The organism is Mesorhizobium loti, from assembly GCF_003148495.1.
Classification (GTDB): domain Bacteria; phylum Pseudomonadota; class Alphaproteobacteria; order Rhizobiales; family Rhizobiaceae; genus Mesorhizobium; species Mesorhizobium loti.
Genome location: NZ_QGGH01000007.1, coordinates 1 through 21172 on the forward strand (window position 1 = coordinate 1; position 21172 = coordinate 21172).

Sequence of the window (21172 nt, forward strand, 5' to 3'; positions counted from 1 at the left end):
TTGGTGTTCAGGGTCAGGCCGGCGACCGGCGCATTGAGGGCATAGCTGAGCACGGCACCGTCATCGACATCGCTGTCGTTGGTGGCGACGGTGCCTGTGATGGTGGTGTCCTCGAGGCCGGAGTTGATGTCGGCGACCGCGACCGGGGCGTCGTTGGTGCCGGTGACGGTGATGGTCACCGTCTGCGTGTCGATGCCGGTGTGGCCGTCGTCGGCCTTGATCGAATAGGTGAGCGTCAGGGTTTCGCCCTGGGCGAGGAAGTCGAAGGCCTGCGGTGCCGAGCTAAACGACCAGTTCAAATTGTGGGTGTCGGTCGGATTGGCCGCAAGCGAGGCGGGCGAGACCGTCAGCATGCCGATGACGGCGGCGCCGTTCAGCCCGCCCGTAGTGCCGCCGAGCGACACCGAAGTCACGCTCGCGGTCACCGTGTCGGAGACATCGGCATCGGTCACCGTCAGGGTACCGTTCACCGTCAAGGGCGCGTTGGTCTCGTTCAACGAGGCGGCCGCGCTATCGCCAGCGCCAACGGTGATGTCCGGCGTGTCGTTGGTGCCAGTGATGGTGATCGTCACCGTCTGCGTGTCGGTGCCGCCGAGGTGTCCATCGTCGGCCTTGATTGTATAGGTCAGTGTCAGTGTCTCGCCTTGGGCGAGGAAGTCGAAGGCCTGTGGTGCCGAGTTGAAGGTCCAGCCCAGATTGTTGGTTTCGCCCGGGTTGGCCGTCAATGAGGTCGGCGAGACCGTCAGCATGCCGAGCACGGCGGTGCTGTTCAGCCCGCCCGTGGTGCCGGTGAGCGACACTGAGGCGACACTTGCGGTTACCGTGTCGGAGACATCAGCGTCGTTCACAGTCAGCGTGCCGCTTTTCGTCAGAGCCGAGTTGGTCTCGATCAGAGAGGCCGCCGCACTGTCGCTCGTCACCAGATGGATATCGGGTTTGTCGTTGGTGCCGGTGAACTGAACGGTGGCCGTGGCCCAGCTCAACGTGCCATTGCCGAGCTGAATGGCGTAGGTCACCTTGTCGACGAGAACCTGACCCGCGGAAAGTGCCTGTAGCTGCGCAGCGATACTCGCCGTGTCGTAGTGGATCGTGCCATCGCTGGCCATCCAGATCTTGGCTCCCAACAGGCTTGTGTCGGTGCTCCCGGCGGCTCCCGAACTATCGGTAGAATATGTCGTGTCACGCGCGAGCAGATCTGCCGGGGCATATGTCTTGGTTGCAGTCGACAAGCTGTCTGCGTTGTCGATGGAGTAGAGTTGTTTGGCCGCTCCGCCCAGATCGTTCGCCAAAACATTCAGGGATAGGATGCCCGTGACGTCTTCCGAATAGGTGAAAACATCATCCTTCGCCTGCGGCGTGTTGGAGAAAGACGTCGTGGTGCCGCCGGCACCGGTGACTTGAGTAGCCATTTTCAACCCCTTGTTTAAGAACAGATGCCCCATCTGTTTATCGACAGTACTGAACGGCCGGCTGCTTCCAGCCGAAGAATAGCCGCGCGATCGGTGTGCGAATTCGGGGAGGCATCAATTCTCAGTGCCATCCAGACAGGCCACCGCATTGCGAACAACCGGCTTGAGCTGGCTGTTCACGGATGGATGGTGGCTCGATGATGATGGCAGCGACGACTTTGGTCGCCGCGCTGCTTGTTCCTACCCCGACTGCAACGTCTCAACTCGTTGGTTACCGATCACGAGTTTTAGAAAGCCCTTATATTAGGGGATTCTTAACCCTACCGGAGGGGGAGCGTCAATGGCCAACTTGACGGAACAGTTAATAGTCGAAGTGAAAGTCAAAGTATCCGCAACGGTCCTACTGGCCGGCTGGAGTTTTCCCACCACACGGGTAAATGAACGGGCGGGCACGTTTGCAGGCCGAACATCGCTAGCATTGGAGCTACGGCATTCGTCCAGGACTGGGCGTCTGCCCGACGATTCGCGCGAAAGCCGCAGCCTCAACCCTGGCGGCCGACAAACCGGTGACGGCCCACATCGTGAGCGCCCTGAGAAGCCTCACCGGTGCTTGGGGTAGAGGCGGCGCCGGGCGAACAGGTCCACGCCACAAGCCCACAGGGGAGCAACGCCGCCGCGTGTTGCAGTCATGCTGCACTGACGGCAGGGAACAGGTTGGGACACTGTCGGGTTGGCACAACGGGACAAGACGCAAACGTCCTGCCACGACGCTACTAGCTAACTGACTGATTATATTGCGAAAATAGTTGGCTGGGGAACCTGGATTCGAACCAGGACTAACGGAGTCAGAGTCCGTGGGTCTACCGTTAACCTATTCCCCAGCAGGCACGGTCATGAACCGTGCGGGCCGAGCGACCGGAGCCGCTTGAGCGCTGCCTTGTAGCCGCCGGTGGAAAATAGTCAAGCCTGCCCGACAGTTCAACCGCAACCTTTTGTCTTCCGGGTTCAGGCGTCACGTTTCAAACGCTGGGCAGGGCCTCCAGCCCAATCGCACGTCTCAACTCTCCGTCCGGCTGAACTGCGAGCGTTCGAAGAACAGCACGACGCCCAGACCCAGAATCAGCGGGATGATCAGGTAGAACAGCCGGAACACCAGCAGCGCCGCCAGCACACCGACCGGGTCCATGTCGGACAGGCCGGCGAGGAACACTACCTCGAACACGCCGAGGCCGCCCGGTGCGTGCGAGATCTGCGCGATCGAGAAGGAGACGAGGAAGACGCCCAGCACGACGAAATAGCCGGGATTGTGGGCTTCGGGCAGGGCAAAGAAGATGATCGCGGTGGCCGCCAGCAGTTCGATCGGGCCAATCAGCAGCTGTCGCGCGACGATCGGCAGCGCCGGATAGTGCAGCTGAAAGCCAGCGATCTTCAGCGGGCGCAGGTGCAGCCAGCTGCCGAAGATGTAGGCGGCGACCAGAATCAGCATTGCGATGCCCGCTGCCTCCGACAGGCCGTGATGGGCGATGCCGGAAAACCGGTCGAGAATCTGCGGCTCGAACACCAGCACGAGGCCGGAGGCGAGAATCGTCGACAGCACAAAGGTGATCCAGCAGACAGCCACCAGCACGCCGACATCTTGGCCGGTCAGGTCCCTGGTGCCGTAGGCGCGGTAGCGGATGACGGCGCCGGAAAACACCGAACCGCCGATGTTGTGCGACAGTGCATAGGTGGTGAAGGAGCAGAGCGTGACGAACAGCCACGACACGCGCTTGCCGATGTGCAGGAGCGCGATGTGGTCGTAGCCGGCGAGCGAGGCATAGGCGATGACCGAACTCACGGCTGCGAGAATCCAGCCGCGGGCAGGGATAGCAGTGATGCCGTCCCAGACATCGTCGAGCGAAATGCCACGCAGTTCGTGCCAGAGCAGCAGCAGTGAGAAGATCACCGCCGCGATGCCGACGACCGGCCAGAAATAGCGTCTCCAGTTCATTGCCTGACTGCCATGCGTTGCGGGTCCGCTTCCTTTTCTGTTGGTGATGGGAGGAGACCGGTCGCGCCGGATTCTTCCGCTCATTTCAGAAATGCCTCATTGAAGCCGGCTATTCAACTGCGAACGTTTTTCACCGCGACTACCGGCAAGCTTTGTCCGTGTTGCAAAATGAATGCGGCAGGGGCTGCGCGTAGCAATCCAGGCTTGCGGATACATTACGCAATGCTGCCGAAACGACGGTTTGCTGGCCCAGTCGGCAAAATTCGGCACGCGGCTCTTGGTGATCGGGCGCGGCACTGTTAGTCTGACGGCAACTTAAAACACTGAAGCGCCTGCTGCGTCCGTTATCGGTTCGCGCGGCGCCGGAAGGAACGACAGTGGAAGACCACGACACCGGCGCCGGCGCGCCGGAGGTGGGCGTGTCCAGCGCTTCCCGAGGGTCAACTGGCCCTGGAACCGCCAGCTGGCAGCAACGCCGCCCGACGGAGCCCCGCTCCGCAGACGGGCAGGCGGGCGACGCGCCCCAGAAGGGCAAGCCCAAGAAGCGGCGCAAGCGAAGGCGCGGGCGCAAGGTTTTTGCGCGCGACGACGCGCGTCCGGAGAATCGATCGCCGACGGCAGGCAAAACCGGTGCCCCGGCGGCGGAAGCGCACAGGCCGGCGGAATCGGTGGCCTCGCCCGCCGCTGCGGTGGCGCGGCCCGAACAAGGCACCCGTCGGCCGCCAGTGTACGAGCTTCCGGTGTTTGCGGCGCTTGACCTCGGCACCAACAACTGTCGGCTGCTGGTTGCCGTGCCGACGCGGCATGGCCAGTTCCGCGTCATCGACGCCTTTTCGCGCATCGTCCGGCTGGGCGAGGGGCTCACCGCCAATGGCCGGCTCGGCCAGCCGGCGATGGATCGCGCTGTCGAGGCGCTGAAAATCTGCGGCGACAAGCTGCGCAACCGCAAGATCCGAAAAGCCCGGCTGATCGCCACCGAAGCCTGCCGCACGGCCGACAACGGCGTCGAGTTCCTCGACCGCGTCGAACGCGAGGCCGGCCTGAAGCTCGAGATCATCGATCGCCAGACCGAAGCGCGGCTGGCGGTTTCCGGCTGCGGTTCGCTGGTCGAGCGCGACACGCAAGGTGTCGTGCTGTTCGACATCGGCGGCGGCTCATCCGAGATTGCGCTGATCGACCTCGCCGGCCGCCGCTCGCCAAGGCTCGCCAACCACATCGTGTCGTGGACCTCGCTGCCGGTCGGCGTCGTCTCGCTGGCCGAGCGCTTTGGTGGCCGCACGGTGACGCGCGAGATCTTCGCCGCCATGGTCGACGACGTCGCCGGCCGGCTGGCCAGCTTCGACGGCCGCGACCGGCTGAGCCATCTCAAGGCCAGCCCGAATTTCCATCTGCTCGGCACGTCCGGAACGGTGACGACGCTCGCCGGTGTTCACCTCGACCTCGAGCGCTACGACCGTCGCCGTGTCGACGGGCTGTGGATGGACCGCGACAGCGTCGACCGCATGGTCGAAAAGCTGGTCGGCTGGGATTTCCAGCAGCGCTGCGCCAACCCTTGTATCGGCGCCGATCGCGCCGATCTGGTGCTGGCCGGCTGTGCTATCCTCGAAGCGATCCGCGCGGTGTGGCCGTCGGAGCGACTGCGCGTCGCCGATCGTGGCCTGCGCGAAGGCATATTGAGCGAACTGATGGCCGATGACGGCGTCTGGCGCAATGATGGACGTGGCAGAGCATGATCCCGAACCTCAGGACCGCGTTAGCGAAAAGTGGCGACCGGTTCTCGGAAAAGGTCATGCTCAGACAAGAGGGCATGAACCGGTTTTCGCTGGAAATGATGCTCGGACAAGAAATCAGGCAATGACCAAGAAACCGGAAAAACCAGGATCAGCCAGCATTCGCGTGCTGAAGACGCGGATCAAGAAGAAGAGCGGCTTGAAGGAATCGTCGCGCCGCTGGCTGCAGCGCCACATCAACGATCCCTATGTCCAGCGCTCCAAGGCTGACGGCTATCGCTCGCGCGCGGCTTACAAGCTGATCGAGATCGACGACAAACATCATCTTTTGAAGCCCGGCATGAAGGTGATCGACCTCGGTGCGGCTCCCGGCGGCTGGTGCCAGGTCGCCGCCGCGCGCACGAAATCGACGGCCGACAAGCCGAATGTCATCGGCATCGATTATCTGGAAATGGACGCTGTGCCCGGCGCGCCGGTGCTGTTGATGGATTTCCTCGATCCGCTGGCGCCGCAAAAGCTGGCCGAGGCGCTGGGAGGCGATCCGGATATCGTGCTGTCCGACATGGCCGCACCGACCACTGGCCACAAGCGGACCGACCATATCCGCACCATGCATCTGTGCGAGGTGGCGGCCGACTTCGCGCTGTCGGTGCTGAAGCCGGGCGGGCATTTCCTTGCCAAGACCTTCCAGGGCGGCGCCGAAAACGAGCTGCTCTCCATGCTCAAGCGGAATTTTCGTTCGGTCCATCACGTCAAGCCTCCGGCGTCGCGCGACGAATCGGTGGAACTCTACCTGCTGGCGAAAGACTTTAAGGGGCGGGAGCCGTCGTCAGCCGGATCGGAACGTCCGGAGGGCGAGCCCGAAACGTAAGCCGAATCAATTGCCGGGCGTGCTTACCGCTTCCAACGTCTTGGGCGTGGTCAATCGACCATGTCCGGAGACAGCGTTGCCGGCATCGGGCGCCAGCCGCATGAACGACAGGGACGCGGCGGCGGAAATCACCGCGACGACGAAGAACGCGGTGTGGAAATCCGCCAGCGTCAGTGACCTGTCGTTCAGGCTTGTGGACACTTCCAGGATGCCGCCGGCCACCGCCACGCCAAGCGCGATCGACAGCTGCTGGAAGACGGCGGCAATCGGCGTGGCTTTGCTGGTGTCTTCAGCTGAAACCTCGGCGTAGGCGAGCGCATTGACGCCGGTGAAGAACATCGAGCGGATGAAGCCGCCGACGAGCAGCATGGCCAGCATCAAGAGATAGGGTGTGTCGGGCGTGAACAGTCCGTTGATGGCGATCGAGGCCGCGGCGACCAGCGAACCGACAACCAGCACGCGGCGGAAGCCAGCGACGCGGAAGATCAGTGCGGTGACGAATTTCATGCCGATGGCGCCGATCGCCGAGACGAAAGTGATCATGCCGGACTGGAACGGCGTCAGCCCGAAGCCGATCTGGAACATCAGCGGCAGCAGGAACGGCACCGCGCCAATGCCGATGCGGAACAGCCCGCCGCCAAGCACCGAGGAGCGGAACACCTGGTTGCGGAACAGTTCGAGCGCCAGCAGCGGGTTTTTGGCGTGGCGCGCATGCAGCAGATAGAGCGCGCCCGACACGAGGCCAACCGCTACGGTGATGACACCGACGATTGGCGGCAGATAGGGCAAGCTCACCACTGACAGGCCGAACACCACGCCGGATGCCGCCAGCCCGCTCAGCACGAAGCCGATGAAATCAAGTGGTGGGGTCTGCACGGGTTCGGTCTTCGGCAGGAAACGCGTCGCCAGCCAGATGCCGACCAAGCCGATCGGCACATTGATCAGGAAAATCCAGTGCCAGGTGAAATAGGTGGTGATGAAGCCGCCGACGGGCGGCCCGACCAGCGGCCCCACAAGCGCCGGAACGGTCAGCCAGGACATTGCCGCGACGAGTTCGCTTTTCGGTGTTGCGCGCACCAGCACCAGCCGTCCGACCGGCGTCATCATGGCGCCGCCAATGCCTTGCAGGAAGCGCGAGACCACGAAAGCCGGCAGCGAACCGGAGAGCGCGCAGGCGATCGAGCCGACGATGAAGACCGCGATCGCGGCACGAAAGACAGTCTTGGCGCCGAAACGGTCGGCCATCCAGCCGCTGATCGGAATGAAGATCGCCAGCGATACCAGATAGGCAGTCAGCGCCAGCTTGAGCGCGATCGGGCTGGTATGGATGTCGATTGCGATCGCCGGCAGTGATGTCGCGATGACGGTCGAATCCATGTTTTCCATGAAAAGGGCGACCGCCAGTATGAGCGGGATGGTGCGGTTCAAGGAACGCGTCCAGACTTGAATGTTGCGTTGCCGGTTGCATGTCGGCCTTGAGGCGGGCGGTTACCATGCCTTCGCCGGGATGTCGCATTAATTTGCTGTCACTTTTGTGCGACCGGCAACCACAGGTGGCATCTTTTCGGGCGAAAAGTCACCTTTGCGGGAGCGCGAAATCATCGGCTTTTCATCGGCGCCGGGACGTGGTACCAGCCAGCGCCAATCCTGAAAGGGAAGAAACGAGTCGGCGCTGTCCATTCCGGTCCAGCGCTTTTTTGTATTCCGAGGGCTGGCCATGGCAAAAATCATCGAAACGTCCACCGGCGCATTGGCGCTGACCTTTGACGACGTGCTGCTGCAGCCCGGTCATTCCGAGGTCATGCCCGGCGAGACCGATGTCCGCACCTGCATCGCCGGCGACATCGACCTCAACGTGCCGATCCTCTCGGCGGCGATGGACACCGTCACCGAGGCGCGGCTTGCCATCGCCATGGCCCAGGCCGGCGGCATTGGCGTCATCCACCGCAATTTCTCGCCGGCCGAACAGGCCGAGCAGGTGCGGCAGGTCAAGAAATTCGAATCCGGCATGGTGGTCAATCCCGTCACCATCGGCCCCGACGCGACGCTAGCCGACGCGCTGGGCCTGATGCGCAGCTATTCGATCTCGGGCATTCCTGTGGTCGAGAACGGCGGCAGCGGCGGCCACAAGATTGGACGGCTGATCGGCATCCTGACCAATCGCGACGTGCGCTTTGCGTCCGATCCGGCGCAGAAGGTCCATGAACTGATGACCCGTGACAACCTGATCACGGTCAAGGAGAACGTCGACCAGGATGAAGCCAAGCGGCTTCTGCATCAGCACCGTATTGAAAAGCTGGTGGTCGTCGATAGGCAGGGCAATTGCGTCGGGCTGATCACCGTCAAGGACATCGAGAAGTCGCAGCTCAACCCGCACGCCACCAAGGACGCGCAGGGCCGCTTGCGCGCCGCCGCCGCCACCAGCGTCGGCGATGACGGTTTCGAGCGCGCCGAACGCCTCATCGATGCGGGCGTCGACCTTCTGGTGATCGACACCGCGCATGGCCACTCGCAGCGCGTTCTGGACGCGGTGACTCGCGCCAAGAAGCTCTCCAACTCGGTTCGCATCCTGGCCGGCAACGTCGCCACCGCCGCGGGCACGCAGGCGCTGATCGACGCCGGCGCCGACGCCGTCAAGGTCGGCATCGGTCCGGGTTCCATCTGCACCACCCGCATCGTGGCCGGCGTCGGCGTGCCGCAGCTTTCGGCCATCATGTCGGCTGTCGAGACGGCGCACAAATCAGGCGTCTCGGTGATCGCCGATGGCGGCATAAAATATTCCGGCGATCTGGCCAAGGCGCTCGCCGCCGGCGCAAGTGCCGCCATGATCGGCTCGCTGCTGGCCGGAACCGATGAAAGCCCGGGCGAGGTCTATCTGCACCAGGGCCGCTCCTTCAAGGCGTATCGCGGCATGGGCTCGGTCGGCGCCATGGCCCGCGGCTCAGCCGATCGCTACTTCCAGGCCGAGGTGCGCGACACGCTGAAACTGGTCCCGGAAGGCATCGAAGGGCAGGTTCCTTACAAAGGACCTGTGTCTGGCGTGCTGCACCAGCTTGCAGGCGGGCTGAAAGCCGCTATGGGTTATGTTGGTGGCCGCGACCTTGCCGATTTCCGCGAGCGCGCCACTTTTGTGCGCATATCCAATGCCGGACTTCGTGAAAGCCACGCCCATGACGTCACGATTACCCGCGAAAGCCCGAACTATCCCGGCGGAGCCTGATCCGTACGGGCTCGGGCGGAGCCTGACGGCGACGATCCTGCGGCTGTCGCGTCACGCAGGCGCGCTCTGTTTCCTGTCGGCGGCGGTGTTCATCGCCATGACGGTGCTGGAATTCTTCTACTTTCGCCAGTTGAGCGGTGGCTTGCCGTCACTCGACATGCGTATTTTCGGCTTCACCCCGGACGAAGGCATGGCCTGGCTGACGGCGCTCGGCCGGCGCGGTGGCGAGATCATTCTCGTCTGGCACTATCTGACCTTCGATCTGCTGTTCCCGGCGCTGCTGTCGGTGACGCTGGTCAGCCTGATCCTGGCAACCGGTCGGCGATTAAGGGCTTTCCGTGTTTTGCCGGGGCAGCTGCAGTCGATCTTCGCGCTGGTTCTGGTTCTGCCCTACACGCTTGCCGACTACGTCCAGAACATCGCGGTGGCGCGGCTTCTGTCAGATTTCCTGTCGGCGAACCCGGATTCGCTGTCTTTCGCCTCGTTGCTGATCGTGACCAAATTCGCGCTTTTAGCCATCCCGGCGATCGTCATTGCCGCCTTCTGGCTGGCAGGCCAGGCACGCCAGGCTTGATGCCGCACACAAAGCCCACCCGGGCAGGGGGCACTTCATGAACCAGACCACGATCTTCTGGCCTGTTCTGGCGCATGTGCTGCTGATCTACATCGTCTACTGCGTCCTGGGTCGGCGCAGATACGGCGCAGTCAGGTCAGGCGAAGCCAAAGCCGGTCAGTTCAAGGTGCGCTCGACCGAGCCGGCCTCCAGCATCACCGTTGCCGCCAATCTCACCAACCAGTTCGAGCTGCCGGTGCTGTTCTATGTGCTGTGCCTGACGCTGCACCTGACCAACGGCGTCAACTATCTGACCCTGGCGCTGATGTGGATTTTTGTCGCGTCGCGCTATTTCCATGCCTGGGTTCACCTGACCAGCAACAACCTGCGGCTGCGCAGCCGCTCTTTCTTCGTCGGTGCAGTGATTCTTCTGCTGGGATGGATCTGGTTCGCGCTGCATCTGCTCGGCGTGGTTTGAGCAGGTGTTTACCCTCCCCAAGGGGAGGGTCGTTGCGCAAAGCGGAGCGGTGTGGGGGTACAGCGGCTACAGGTCGAACACGGCGATCTTGCGCTTGTCGAACTTGATGCCGATCTCGCCGCGCACCAGCTTGAGCGCCGCCTCGCCGAACACCGCGCGCCGCCAGCCCTGCAGGGCCGGCACGTCGGCATCCTCGCCCTCGGCGGCGATGCGATCGATGTCGTCGCTGGAGGCCAGCACTTTCGAGGCCACGCCTTCCTTTTCGGCGACGATCCGCAGCAGCACCTTCAACAGTTCCGCCGCAGCGCTCGAGCCCTCGGGCGGCTGGAAATTCTTCGGCAGCTTCGGCATCTGCTCTTTGGGCAAGGCAAGCGCGGTGTTGACCGCGCCAAGCAGCGCCGTCGCCGTCGAGGAACGCTCCCAGCCTTTCGGCGTGGTGCGCAGCTTGCCAAGGGCTGCCGCGTCGCGCGGCGCCTGCTGCGCCACCTCGTAGATCGCGTCGTCCTTGAGCACGCGGCCGCGCGGCACGTCGCGTTCGCGCGCCTCGCGCTCGCGCCACGCCGCCACGCCCTGCACGATCGCCAGTTCCTGCGGCTTGCGCAGCCGCATCTTGAGGCGCTTCCAGGCGTCCTCGGGGTGCGGATCATAGGTCTCGCGCGAGGTCAGGACCTCCATTTCCTCGTTGAGCCAATGGGCGCGGTTTTCCCGCTCCAGTTCGGCGCTGAGGTGTTGATAGACCTCGATCAGATGGGTGACGTCGGCCAGCGCGTAGTCGAGCTGCTTGTCGGAAAGCGGCCGGTGGCGCCAGTCGGTGAAGCGCGACGACTTGTCGAGCCGCGCGCCGGTGATCCGCTGCACGAGCTGATCGTAGGAAACACTGTCGCCGAAGCCGCAGACCATCGCCGCCACTTGCGTGTCGAACACCGGATGCGGAACCAGATCGCCGAGATGGACAATGATTTCGATGTCCTGCCGCGCGGCGTGGAAGACCTTGACCACCGCTTCGTTGGCCATCAGCTTGAAGAACGGCTTCAGGTCGATATCGGGCGCCAGCGGATCGATCAGCGCCGTCACGCCGGGTGCGGCCATCTGGATCAGGCACAGAATCGGCCAAAAGGTCGTTTCTCGAATGAATTCGGTGTCGACGGTGACGAAATCCGACTTTTCGAAAGCGGCGAGAACGGTCTCGAGTTCTTTCTGGGTGGTGATGACGTGCATCAAATCGCTTTTGGCAGGAGTAAGGTCTTCCTAGATTTCAGCCGGCGGGGCTTTCGTCAAGCTTTGGCGCTATCGTCACGACCCAGCTGGCCCGTCGGAATCGGCGTTTCTCTTGGCCAGCCGTGCGAAAACCGTCGAGGTGCGCAACAGAGCGGTGAAGCGGCTGCGCCTGCCTGCCGGCACGCCGGACCGGGCCTGCATCCGGTAGAGGATGACGGCGATGAAGATCGCATAGACCATGGCGCTGAACACGAACAGCGCGCTCGGCCCGAAATACTGCATCGCCGTCGAGGCGGCGAACGGGCCGCCAATGGCGCCGAAGGAATAGAACAGCATCAAGGCCGCATTGATCAGCACGAACTCGCCCGTGTCGGCACGGTCGTTGGAATGCGCCGCCGACAGCGAATAGAGCGGCATGGCGAAACAGCCGAAGATGAAGATGATGATGAAGTTGAGCAGCGGATTGCTGCCAGCGATGAACACCAGCGCCAGTGCCGAAACCATCGCGCAGCAGGTCGTTATCAGCAGCACCCGGCGCCGGTCCCAGCGGTCGGAGAGGTAGCCGAGCGGATACTGGATGATGGCGCCGCCGAAGATGCCGACGCTTACGAAGGTGACGACATCGGCGACCGACATGCCGATCTGCTCGGCATAGACCGGCGACAATGTGCGAAAGGCGCTGTTGGTGACGCCGACCGCGATACAGCCGAAGCAGCCCAGCGGCGAAATCCGCCAGACGCGCGCCAGGTCGAGCTTGACGTCTTCGGGCGGCGTCGGATTGGAGCGGTCGCCAAGCGAGACCGGCACCAGCGACAAGGTGATCATGATCGACATGATGGCGAAGATGGTGAAGCCGCCGGCGCCGAAGACCGGGATCAGGAACTGGGCGCCGGTGACGGAACCGGTGTCGACCATCCGGTAGATCGCTAGCACGCGGGCGCGATCCTTGTTGGCGACGCCGGAATTCAGCCAGCTTTCGACGATGGTGAACAGCCCGGCAAAGCAGAAACCGCCGGCAAAGCGCACCGCGCACCACATTACCGGATCGGGAACCAGCACCAGCAGCAAGGTGCCCGCCGAGGCGATCGCTGCCAGCGCCGAAAATGCCCTGATATGGCCGACCGCCTTCATGATGCGGGTGATCGCCAGGCAGCCGAGCAGGAAACCGGCGAAATAGAAGGTGCCCATCAGGCCGATGTCGGAAGCGGAAAACCCTTCCTGCGCGCCACGCAGCGCGATCAGCGTGCTCTGCAGCCCGTTACCGCCGAGCAGGATGCCGGCGGCGAGAAGGAGCGGGATCAGCGGACGGATGGAGGACATGAAGCAATCACGTGTCAGTGATCCCTTCTTGAACCATTGCCTTGGCCAATGCCAGCGGCAATTCCCGGCTAACTACAACGAGGATATGTCCAATTGCTCGTGGCAGGTCCCCCACGCCACGAGAACGGTCAATCCTTGCCGGCCCGCACCAGCATCTTGTCCCGCGTTGGTTCGAGCGGCTCGTCCGCCGGCGCGGCGGATTTGTCCGCGGCCGGCCGCCGGCCAAGTGATCCAGCGGTCAGCAGGCTGAGGACGACGAAGGGGACGCCGATGCCAAAGGCCGAGCGGATGCCCCAATGGTCGGAGACGAAGCCGAGCAGCGGCGGGCCGAGCAGGAAAGCGACGAAGGAGATCTGCGACAGCGCCGCGACATTGATCGCCGCCGGCCGATCCGTCCGCTGGGCGGCGGCCGAGATCGCCAGCGGGAAGAGGGCACTGGTGCCGATCCCCAGAAAGGCAAAGCCCAGCATGGAGAAGAACGGCGCAGGCGAGAAAAAGATAATCAGCACGCCGGCGGCCATCATTACCAGCAGCACCCGCGCCACGCCGCTCGGCGAATTGCGGTCAACGAAACTGTCGGCGAAGAAGCGCGTGGTTGCCTGGGAAAAGGCGAACAGCGCCACGGTGAAGCCGGCGACGAAGGGGCCCGATTCGAACACGGTGCGCATGTAGATCGCCGACCAGTCGATGCTGGCGCCTTCCATGAGCATCGCGGAGAGCGTCACGGCCACGAGGACGAGGATCGGCAGCGTCGGCCGTGCCAGCACGGGCGCCTTCTCGCCGGTGCCGGCGAAGCGGCTCGGCGCTGGCTGGTAGCCGCCGAGGAACAGCGCCATCGAGATCGCGACTATCGGCACGATCAGCGCCAGATGCAGTTGCGGCGATATGCCGAGATGCGCGAGCGCCGCGCCGAACAGGCCGGCGCCGAAAAAGCCCATGCTCCAGAACGAATGCGCGCGGTTCATGATACGTCGCTTGACCAGGAATTCGGTCCTGTCAGCCTCGACATTGAGCATGATCTCGACGCTGCCGATCATCAGGCCGACGGGAAAGAGCATCAGGAAAAGCGCTAGCGGGCCTGGCGCATGCACCGCGATGGCATAGGCAAGCGCCACCAGCGGGACCAGGACAAGCAGCGCGCGGCGGAAGCCGACGCGCTCGAGAAGCGGCGTCGCCAGCGTCAGCGCCGTCAAGGTGCCGATCGGGGTTCCGATCAGGCTGAGCCCGAGGGTGCCATCCTCGATGTTCATGGCGTGCTTGATGTCGGGCAGCCGTGGAAAAATGTTGCCCATGGCGAAGGAATAGATCGCGAACCCGGCATAGACGCGATGTTGGGGGGCAAGGTTGAGGCCAAGGCTCATCGCGGTGCTTTCAAAGGAAGAGAGACTGGGCTTTATCCGGCAGTCGGGCAGGCCCTTCCTTGCATAAACGTGCAAAACATGCAAGAACGTGCACAAACAAAACAGGATCATGCAATGCTGACCGATGAGCGGCATCGAATCATCCGCGACCGCCTGGCGGCGGAGGGAAGTGTGTTGGCCGGCGAACTGGCGACCCGCTTCGGCGTCTCGGAGGACACTGTCCGCCGCGACCTGCGGGAGTTGGCGAAGTCCGGTCAATGCCGCCGCGTCTATGGCGGCGCGGTCGCATCGGCGCCGTTTGCGGATGCTCCCATCAGCCTGCGCGGCGGTCACGCCGTTGAGGAGAAGATGCGGTTGGCGAGCGCGGCTGTGGCGCTGCTTTCCCCTGGACAGTCCCTGTTTATCGACGGCGGCAGCACCAACACCGCTCTCGCCAGGGCCATTCCCCGCGACCTCGAGCTGACAATTGCCACCAATTCGCTCGGCGTTGCCTCGGCGCTGTCCGATCACCCATTAGTCGAGCTGATCGTGCTGGGTGGCAGGTTCGTCCGCGACCTCGGGACCTGCGTCGGCGCCGATACGCTGGCCGCCGTCGCGCAGCTCGGCGCCGATCTGTTCTTCCTGGGCTCATGCGGTCTCGACGCCGCGCGTGGCGTAACGGCGTTCGATCCGGCCGAGGCCGAGGTCAAGCGGGCCATGGCTCGGAACAGCGCTGGCATTGTCGTCGCCGTGACCGACGACAAGCTGGCAACCGCGGCGCCCTACCGCGTCGCCGGGGCAGAGGCGATCCGCCATCTGGTGGTCGAAAAGACTGCACCGGCCGCAATCCTTGCGGATTTCGAACGTCAAGGCGCCGAAATCCACTTCGCATGAGGGCGAGGCGAGACGGGGCCGGTCACCGCACTTTGGTTTGGGGTTCGGCCGAAGTCCCGGGCTGAAGGTGAAAGAAGCGCAGGCGACCTGCTTGCCTTGACAAATCCAACCTCCCATGCGCTTTTCGCGCAAATTTTCAGGCCGGGCCGTGATGCTTCGGCCCGCAACCCAGCACCCCGGACTTTACCAATGACAATGCACCGTTACCGCAGCCATACCTGTGCCCAGTTGAGGAAGAGCGACGTCGGTTCGACCGTTCGCCTGTCGGGCTGGGTGCATCGCGTGCGCGATCATGGCGGCCTGCTCTTCATCGACCTGCGCGACAATTATGGCCTGACCCAGATCGTCGCCGATCCGGATTCGCCTGCCTTCAAGGTTGCCGAGACCGTGCGCGGGGAGTGGGTCATCCGCGTTGACGGCGAGGTCAAGGCGCGTTTGCCCGAGACCACCAACGCCAATTTGCCGACCGGTGAGATCGAGATCTTCGCCCGCGAGATCGAAGTGCTGTCGGCGGCCAAGGAATTGCCGCTGCCGGTGTTCGGCGAGCCGGACTATCCCGAGGATATCCGCCTGAAATACCGCTTCCTCGACCTGCGCCGCGAGACGCTGCACAAGAACATCATTGCGCGGACAAAAATCATCGCCGAGATGCGCAGGCGCATGACGGATGTCGGCTTCACCGAATTCTCGACGCCGATCCTGACCGCCTCATCGCCGGAAGGCGCACGCGACTTCCTGGTGCCGTCGCGCATCCATCCCGGCACCTTCTACGCGCTGCCGCAGGCGCCGCAGCAGTACAAACAGCTGATCATGGTGTCGGGCTTCGACCGCTACTTCCAGATCGCGCCCTGCTTCCGCGACGAGGATCCGCGCGCCGATCGTCTGCCGGGTGAATTCTACCAGCTCGACCTCGAAATGAGCTTCGTCGAGCAGGACGACGTGCTGTCGACCATGGAGCCGGTCATGCGCGGGGTCTTCGAAACCTTCGCCAACGGCAAGCCGGTGACGCAGAAATTCCAGCGCATCCCCTATGATGTCGCCATGCGCAAATACGGTTCCGACAAACCGGACCTGCGCAACCCGATCGAGATGCAGGCCGTCTCCGATCATTTTCGCGATTCCGGCTTCAAGGTGTTCGCCAACATCCTGGCCAACGACCCGAAGGCCGAGGTGTGGGGCATTCCGGCAAAGACCGGCGGCAGCCGCGCCTTCTGCGACCGCATGAATTCCTGGGCGCAGGGCGAGGGGCAGCCGGGGCTGGGCTATATCTTCTGGCGTAAGGAGGGCGACAAGCTCGAAGGCGCCGGCCCGCTGGCCAAGAACATCGGCGAGGAGCGCACCGAGGCGCTCCGCCTTCAGCTCGGCCTTGCCGATGGCGACGCCGCCTTCTTTGTCGCCGGCGATCCGAAGAAGTTCGTCTCCTTTGCGGGGGCTGCGCGCACGCGCGCCGGCGAGGAGCTGAACCTTGTCGACCGCGAGCGTTTCGAACTGTGCTGGATCGTCGACTTCCCGTTCTTCGAATGGAACGAGGAAGAGAAGAAGATCGACTTCGCCCACAATCCGTTCTCGATGCCGCAAGGCGGCATCGATGCGCTGAATGGCGAGGACCTGCTCGGCATCAAGGCGTTCCAGTATGACATGGTCTGCAACGGCTTCGAAATCGCTAGCGGCGGTATCCGCAACCATCTGCCCGAAACCATGGTCAAGGCGTTCGAGACGGTCGGGCTGGACCGCGCCACGGTCGAAGAGCGCTTTGGCGGCCTCTACCGCGCCTTCCAGTATGGCGCGCCGCCGCATGGCGGCATGGCCGCCGGCGTCGACCGCGTCGTGATGCTGCTGCTCGGGGCGAAGAACCTGCGCGAGATCACCATGTTCCCGATGAACCAGCAGGCCTATGATTTGTTGATGAACGCGCCTTCGGAAGCGAGCCCGCAGCAGCTTCGCGACCTGGCACTGCGCGTTGCTGTGCCCAAGAAGGACGCCTGACCACGCTCGGGCGATGCTTTAGAGAACCGCCCGAACCGATTCTTTCGATTCGCTAATCCCATAAAAAAGCCCGGCATCGCTGCCGGGCTTTTTCGCTTATTGAGATCGCTTCGATCAGTCTTCGTTGGCCTTGACGGTGACGCCGAGCGTCTTCGGCAGGTCGAGCGGGTTGGACATGGCGCCCGCCATGATCAGCGCGAACGGCACTGATGCCGGCGGCTCGGCCGAGATTTCGAGGCTCTTCGGATCGTCGAGATACTTGCCGACCGCGGCCGTGACCTGTGCCGTCAGCTCGGGATTGTTGAGCTGCGCCATGCCGAACGGCACGATCGCCTTGGCCTGGTTGGCGATGTCCTTGCCGGACATGCCTTGCTGCTTGCCGACATAGTCCAGCACCTTGTTGGTCAGCGAATCGTCGTCGAAGCGGATCGAGGCGCTGTTGAACGAAAGCTGCTGCAACAGGCCGAGCATGGCCATGCCTTGCGCCGAATTGTCGGCGCCTTCGGGCTGTGCCGCCATCTTCTTCTGCATTTCCTGCAGCGACTTGATGAAGTCCATCGTGTAGCCGCCGAGATCGAAGGTCATGCCGAGCGTGCCGGCATTCTCGACGGAGATGTCGTATTTCGACAGTTCCATCTTGCCGTCCGAAGGCTGCCAGGTGCCGGCCATTTCGAGATTGCCCGCGATGTTCTGGTAGCCGAGCGCGTTGATGACTTCCTTGGACTTGGGATCGTCGACCAGCGTCAGGTCGGCGTTGAACTTTTCCGTGGTGGCGGTGAATTCCATCGCCTTGCCGTCCGCCGGCGGCGTGATCTCGATGGCAAGCCCGTCCATCGAGAAGGCGGTCTTGTCGGCGACCTTGACGGTCATGTTCGAGAGTTCGGCGGACTTGTACATCATCAGCGAACCAAGCGGGCCGGTGGAACCATCCGCCGGAACCGTCATGTCGTGGATGACGAAGGGGCTGAGATCGAGGGTGACGCCATCCTTGCTGTGCGTGAAGGCAGCCGTCGACACGGTGGCGATGTCATAGCCGCCATTTGCCTCGGTGACGCCTTCGAGCTTGACGTCGCCGATGGTGAGCGCTTCCTTTTCCGCCGCGGGTTTGATGGCAACGCCCTGCAGCACCATGCTGGTGTTGTCACCGGTCACGCCGGTCCAGGTGATGTCGACGCCCTGGGCGGAAAGTGCTGCCTTCAGCCGGTCGGCAACCGCCGCATCCTGTGCGAGGGCCGCATTCAGCGGCAGGGTGAGCAAAAAGGTCGAAAGGGCGAATTTCCTAAGAGTTGAGCGTTTGATTGTCATCGCAAGGTCCCTGAGAGTGTGCTGAAATTGTTTTTCAATTCTTTGCGCCATCACCATTCCGTGACGAACTGGACGGGAAGAAGGCGTGTCCCGGCACAATGGTCAAAAATCACGGTGAAAGGCAAACTCGATCCCACCGTCTTTGCGCAAACCGGTGAATTTGTCATGAAGAGCCGGTTGCCTGATATCATCGTGCTTGGCCTTAGAACCCGCATGTAACAGGCTGATGTTGGTCGACATCCCTTGGCGGATGGTTTCATGTTGCAGAAGGGTCGGTATGTCGGCCTGCCCCTTGCTGCGAATCACCCGCTCGGTTAGTCCCAGCCCATGGGAAAAAGGCTTTTGCCGCCTGAAAATGGCGGTGGCGATCATATCGAGCCGGTCGATCTGAAGAAGGCGCTGGAAGAGCGCTATCTGGCCTATGCGCTGTCGACCATCATGCACCGGGCGCTGCCCGACGTGCGCGACGGACTGAAGCCGGTCCATCGCCGCATCATGCACGCCATGCGCCTGCTGCGGCTCAATCCTGACCAGGGCTTCGCCAAATGCGCCCGCATCGTCGGCGAGGTGATGGGCAAGTTCCACCCGCATGGTGACCAGTCGATCTATGATGCGCTTGTGCGGTTGGCGCAGGATTTCTCGATGCGCTACCCCTTGGTTGACGGGCAAGGCAATTTCGGCAACATCGACGGCGATAACGCCGCCGCCATGCGCTACACCGAAGCGCGCATGACCGATGTGGCGACCGAACTGTTGTCCGGCATCACCGAGGACGCCGTCGACTATCGGCCGACCTACAACGAAGAAGACGAAGAGCCGGTGGTTTTGCCCGGCGCCTTTCCGAATCTGCTGGCCAACGGCTCGTCCGGCATCGCGGTTGGCATGGCGACATCGATCCCGCCGCACAACGCGGCCGAGCTTTGCGACGCGGCACTTCACCTGATCGAACACCGGGACGCGCCGGTGGCGAAGTTGATGGACTTCGTCCAAGGGCCGGATTTCCCGACTGGCGGCATCATCGTCGACAGCCGCGCCTCTATCCTCGAAGCCTATGAAACCGGCCGCGGTGGCTTTCGCGTGCGGTCGAAGTGGATCCAGGAGGACCAGGGCAGGGGCACCTGGAGCATCGTCGTCACCGAAATCCCCTATGGCGTGCAGAAGGCGCGGCTAATCGAGAAGATCGCCGAGCTGCTGATGGCACGCAAGCTGCCGCTGCTCGAGGATATCAGGGACGAGAGCGCCGAGGACGTCCGCGTCGTGCTGGTGCCGAAGAGCCGTTCGGTCGACCCCGGCATCCTGATGGAATCGCTGTTCAAGCTGACCGAGCTCGAAAGCCGCTTCCCGCTCAACATGAACGTCCTGTCGCGCGGCAAGGTGCCCAACGTGCTGTCGCTGAAGGGCGTGCTGCAGGAATGGCTCGAGCACCGCCGCGAGGTTTTGATCCGCCGCTCGAAACATCGGCTTGGCGAGATCGAAAGACGGCTGGAGATACTTGCCGGCTATCTGATTGCCTATCTCAACATCGATGAGGTGATCAGGATCATCCGCGAGGAGGATGAGCCAAAGCAGGTCATGATGGCCCGCTGGTCGCTCACCGACAACCAGGCCGAAGCCATCCTCAACATGCGGCTGCGCGCTCTGCGCAAGCTTGAAGAATTCGAGATCCGCAAGGAATTCGACGGCCTGAGCGCCGAGAAGAAGCAGATCGAGGCATTGCTTGCTTCAAACGAGAAGCAGTGGGCGACGATCAGGTGGGAAGTCACCAACATCCGCGACAAGTTCGGCCCGGAGACCGAACTCGGCAAGCGCCGCACCCAGTTCGCCGACGCGCCCGAGCATGATCTGACCGACATTGCGCACGCCATGATCGAGCGCGAGCCGGTCACCGTGGTTGTCTCGGAAAAGGGCTGGCTGCGGGCGATGAAGGGGCATCTGGCCGATCTCTCGACGCTGACCTTCAAGGAGGGCGACAGCCTCAAGCTCGCCTTCCACGCCCAGACCACCGACAAGGTGCTGGTCTTCACCACCGGCGGCAAGTTCTACACCATCGGCGCCGACCGGCTGCCTGGCGGGCGCGGCCATGGCGAGCCGATCCGCATCATCGTCGACATGGACAACGACCAGGACATCGTCACCGCCTTCGTTCACGATCCGAAGCGCAAGCTGCTGCTGGCCTCGCATGACGCCAATGGTTTTATCGTGTCGGAGGAGGAAGTCGTCGCCAACACCCGCAAGGGCAAGCAGGTGATGAACGTCAAGGCGCCGGACGAAGCCAAGCGCTGCATCCCGGTCACCGGCGATCATCTCGCCATCGTCGGCGAGAATCGCAAGATGCTGGTGTTCGCGCTCTCCGAGATTCCGGAAATGGGCCGCGGCAAGGGTGTACGCCTGCAGAAATACAAGGACGGCGGCCTTCTCGATCTCAAGCCGTTCACGCTGGAGAGCGGCCTCTCCTGGCAGGATTCAGCCGACCGCACCTTCACCCGGTCGCGCGAGGAATTGGCGGAATGGATCGGCGCCCGCGCCTCGGCCGGACGCATGGTGCCGAAGGGGTTCCCGAGGACGGGGAAATTTGGATGACGCTGCTAATCTCCTCTCTCGAGGGGGAGATGTCGCCAAAAGGCGACAGAGGGGGTCGGTACGACTGGACGCGACCTTCTACCTTTGAAAGAGGATGTCGGCTCTCGACGCGCGGCGACCCCCTCTAGCCCGCCGGCCGTTCGTCGTTCGGAAAGCCAAGCAGTTGGCTTTCCGTCCGCTGCGCGGACCCTCCTCAACCCCCTCAAGGGGAGATCCCCAGCCATTTGGACTATCGTCACGATTGCTGCACTATATCAGTGCATAGAAGGGAAGGGTGT

General features: G+C 63.1%; 17 protein-coding genes and 1 tRNA gene. 8 read left to right on the top strand and 10 right to left on the bottom strand.

What is annotated here, in order from left to right:
- From C8D77_RS23555 to C8D77_RS23565, 3 genes are all read right to left on the bottom strand, one after another.
- A partial coding sequence (locus tag C8D77_RS23555) for a VCBS domain-containing protein (protein ID WP_215732075.1) occupies positions 1-1409 on the bottom strand: 1409 nt, incomplete at its 3' end.
- A gap of 807 nt (positions 1410-2216) precedes the next feature.
- Positions 2217-2290 (bottom strand) — tRNA-Gln (locus tag C8D77_RS23560).
- Positions 2291-2466: 176 nt separating this feature from the next.
- The gene (locus C8D77_RS23565; protein WP_109668510.1) at positions 2467-3399 is read right to left on the bottom strand and encodes a lysylphosphatidylglycerol synthase domain-containing protein; all 933 of its coding nucleotides are present in this window, start codon (positions 3397-3399) and stop codon (positions 2467-2469) included.
- Positions 3400-3722: 323 nt separating this feature from the next.
- Between C8D77_RS23565 and C8D77_RS23570 the strand changes: the two genes are divergently transcribed.
- Positions 3723-5132, top strand: coding sequence for a Ppx/GppA phosphatase family protein (locus tag C8D77_RS23570; RefSeq protein ID WP_484177327.1), 1410 nt, complete (start codon positions 3723-3725; stop codon positions 5130-5132).
- Between the two features lie 121 nt (positions 5133-5253).
- On the top strand, positions 5254-6000 hold the full coding sequence (locus tag C8D77_RS23575; RefSeq protein ID WP_109668515.1) for an RlmE family RNA methyltransferase: 747 nt from the start codon (positions 5254-5256) through the stop codon (positions 5998-6000).
- 6 nt (positions 6001-6006) lie between these two features.
- Here the strand turns inward: C8D77_RS23575 and C8D77_RS23580 are convergent, their stop codons facing one another.
- Both C8D77_RS23580 and C8D77_RS23585 read right to left on the bottom strand, forming a co-directional pair.
- Positions 6007-7428, bottom strand: a complete 1422-nt coding sequence (locus C8D77_RS23580; RefSeq protein ID WP_109668518.1) for an MFS transporter — start codon at positions 7426-7428, stop codon at positions 6007-6009.
- Between the two features lie 87 nt (positions 7429-7515).
- Positions 7516-7731: a hypothetical protein gene (locus C8D77_RS23585; RefSeq protein WP_127266228.1), complete on the bottom strand. Its 216-nt coding sequence runs from the start codon at positions 7729-7731 to the stop codon at positions 7516-7518.
- Between C8D77_RS23585 and guaB the strand changes: the two genes are divergently transcribed.
- The 3 genes from guaB to C8D77_RS23600 are packed head-to-tail and all read left to right on the top strand — an operon-like array spanning position 7718 to position 10251.
- Positions 7718-9220, top strand: a complete 1503-nt coding sequence (guaB, locus tag C8D77_RS23590; protein ID WP_109668522.1) for an IMP dehydrogenase — start codon at positions 7718-7720, stop codon at positions 9218-9220. The two genes, C8D77_RS23585 and guaB, sit on opposite strands and share 14 nt — an antisense overlap.
- Positions 9171-9794: a hypothetical protein gene (locus C8D77_RS23595; RefSeq protein ID WP_109668525.1), complete on the top strand. Its 624-nt coding sequence runs from the start codon at positions 9171-9173 to the stop codon at positions 9792-9794. The genes guaB and C8D77_RS23595 overlap by 50 nt, the downstream gene beginning before the upstream one ends.
- 37 nt (positions 9795-9831) lie before the next feature.
- Positions 9832-10251 (top strand): MAPEG family protein, encoded by a 420-nt coding sequence (locus C8D77_RS23600; RefSeq protein ID WP_109668528.1) that lies wholly within the window; start codon positions 9832-9834, stop codon positions 10249-10251.
- Positions 10252-10317: 66 nt separating this feature from the next.
- On the opposite strand, the gene rnd is transcribed toward C8D77_RS23600, so the two are convergent.
- From rnd to C8D77_RS23615, 3 genes are all read right to left on the bottom strand, one after another.
- Positions 10318-11469, bottom strand: a complete 1152-nt coding sequence (gene rnd, locus C8D77_RS23605; protein WP_109668530.1) for a ribonuclease D — start codon at positions 11467-11469, stop codon at positions 10318-10320.
- A gap of 75 nt (positions 11470-11544) precedes the next feature.
- Positions 11545-12789: an MFS transporter gene (locus tag C8D77_RS23610; RefSeq protein ID WP_109668533.1), complete on the bottom strand. Its 1245-nt coding sequence runs from the start codon at positions 12787-12789 to the stop codon at positions 11545-11547.
- A 128-nt stretch (positions 12790-12917) separates the two neighbouring features.
- A complete protein-coding gene (locus C8D77_RS23615) occupies positions 12918-14150 on the bottom strand; it encodes an MFS transporter (protein ID WP_109668536.1) in 1233 nt (410 codons plus the stop codon).
- A 114-nt stretch (positions 14151-14264) separates the two neighbouring features.
- On the opposite strand from C8D77_RS23615, the gene C8D77_RS23620 reads away from it, so the two are divergent.
- Complete coding sequence (locus tag C8D77_RS23620; RefSeq protein WP_109668539.1) at positions 14265-15023, top strand: DeoR/GlpR family DNA-binding transcription regulator; 759 nt, start codon at positions 14265-14267, stop codon at positions 15021-15023.
- Positions 15024-15218: 195 nt separating this feature from the next.
- Positions 15219-17009 carry an aspartate--tRNA ligase gene (gene aspS / locus C8D77_RS23625; protein WP_164548861.1) on the top strand — a complete coding sequence of 597 codons (1791 nt, stop codon included), beginning with the start codon at positions 15219-15221 and terminating at the stop codon, positions 17007-17009.
- Positions 17010-17123: 114 nt separating this feature from the next.
- Here aspS and C8D77_RS23630 read toward each other — a convergent pair whose 3' ends face one another.
- Both C8D77_RS23630 and C8D77_RS23635 read right to left on the bottom strand, forming a co-directional pair.
- Positions 17124-18314: a hypothetical protein gene (locus C8D77_RS23630; RefSeq protein WP_109668544.1), complete on the bottom strand. Its 1191-nt coding sequence runs from the start codon at positions 18312-18314 to the stop codon at positions 17124-17126.
- Between the two features lie 102 nt (positions 18315-18416).
- A complete protein-coding gene (locus C8D77_RS23635) occupies positions 18417-18686 on the bottom strand; it encodes a hypothetical protein (protein ID WP_126068768.1) in 270 nt (89 codons plus the stop codon).
- Here C8D77_RS23635 and parC point away from each other — a divergent pair.
- The gene (parC, locus tag C8D77_RS23640) at positions 18642-20894 is read left to right on the top strand and encodes a DNA topoisomerase IV subunit A (protein WP_109668549.1); all 2253 of its coding nucleotides are present in this window, start codon (positions 18642-18644) and stop codon (positions 20892-20894) included. The genes C8D77_RS23635 and parC overlap by 45 nt on opposite strands.
- Positions 20895-21172 lie beyond the last annotated feature (278 nt).

Bases quoted from the DNA above. Each gene is read 5' to 3' on its own strand.
- C8D77_RS23610 (WP_109668533.1), bottom strand. From the start codon at position 12,789: ATGTCCTCCATCCGTCCGCTGATCCCGCTCCTTCTCGCCGCCGGCATC.
- rnd (WP_109668530.1), bottom strand. From the start codon at position 11,469: ATGCACGTCATCACCACCCAGAAAGAACTCGAGACCGTTCTCGCCGCT.
- C8D77_RS23615 (WP_109668536.1), bottom strand. From the start codon at position 14,150: ATGAGCCTTGGCCTCAACCTTGCCCCCCAACATCGCGTCTATGCCGGG.
- C8D77_RS23595 (WP_109668525.1), top strand. From the start codon at position 9,171: ATGACGTCACGATTACCCGCGAAAGCCCGAACTATCCCGGCGGAGCCT.
- C8D77_RS23585 (WP_127266228.1), bottom strand. From the start codon at position 7,731: ATGATTTTTGCCATGGCCAGCCCTCGGAATACAAAAAAGCGCTGGACC.
- C8D77_RS23630 (WP_109668544.1), bottom strand. From the start codon at position 18,314: ATGACAATCAAACGCTCAACTCTTAGGAAATTCGCCCTTTCGACCTTT.
- C8D77_RS23600 (WP_109668528.1), top strand. From the start codon at position 9,832: ATGAACCAGACCACGATCTTCTGGCCTGTTCTGGCGCATGTGCTGCTG.
- C8D77_RS23635 (WP_126068768.1), bottom strand. From the start codon at position 18,686: ATGATCGCCACCGCCATTTTCAGGCGGCAAAAGCCTTTTTCCCATGGG.
- parC (WP_109668549.1), top strand. From the start codon at position 18,642: ATGGGAAAAAGGCTTTTGCCGCCTGAAAATGGCGGTGGCGATCATATC.
- aspS (WP_164548861.1), top strand. From the start codon at position 15,219: ATGCACCGTTACCGCAGCCATACCTGTGCCCAGTTGAGGAAGAGCGAC.
- C8D77_RS23620 (WP_109668539.1), top strand. From the start codon at position 14,265: ATGCTGACCGATGAGCGGCATCGAATCATCCGCGACCGCCTGGCGGCG.
- guaB (WP_109668522.1), top strand. From the start codon at position 7,718: ATGGCAAAAATCATCGAAACGTCCACCGGCGCATTGGCGCTGACCTTT.
- C8D77_RS23575 (WP_109668515.1), top strand. From the start codon at position 5,254: ATGACCAAGAAACCGGAAAAACCAGGATCAGCCAGCATTCGCGTGCTG.
- C8D77_RS23565 (WP_109668510.1), bottom strand. From the start codon at position 3,399: ATGAACTGGAGACGCTATTTCTGGCCGGTCGTCGGCATCGCGGCGGTG.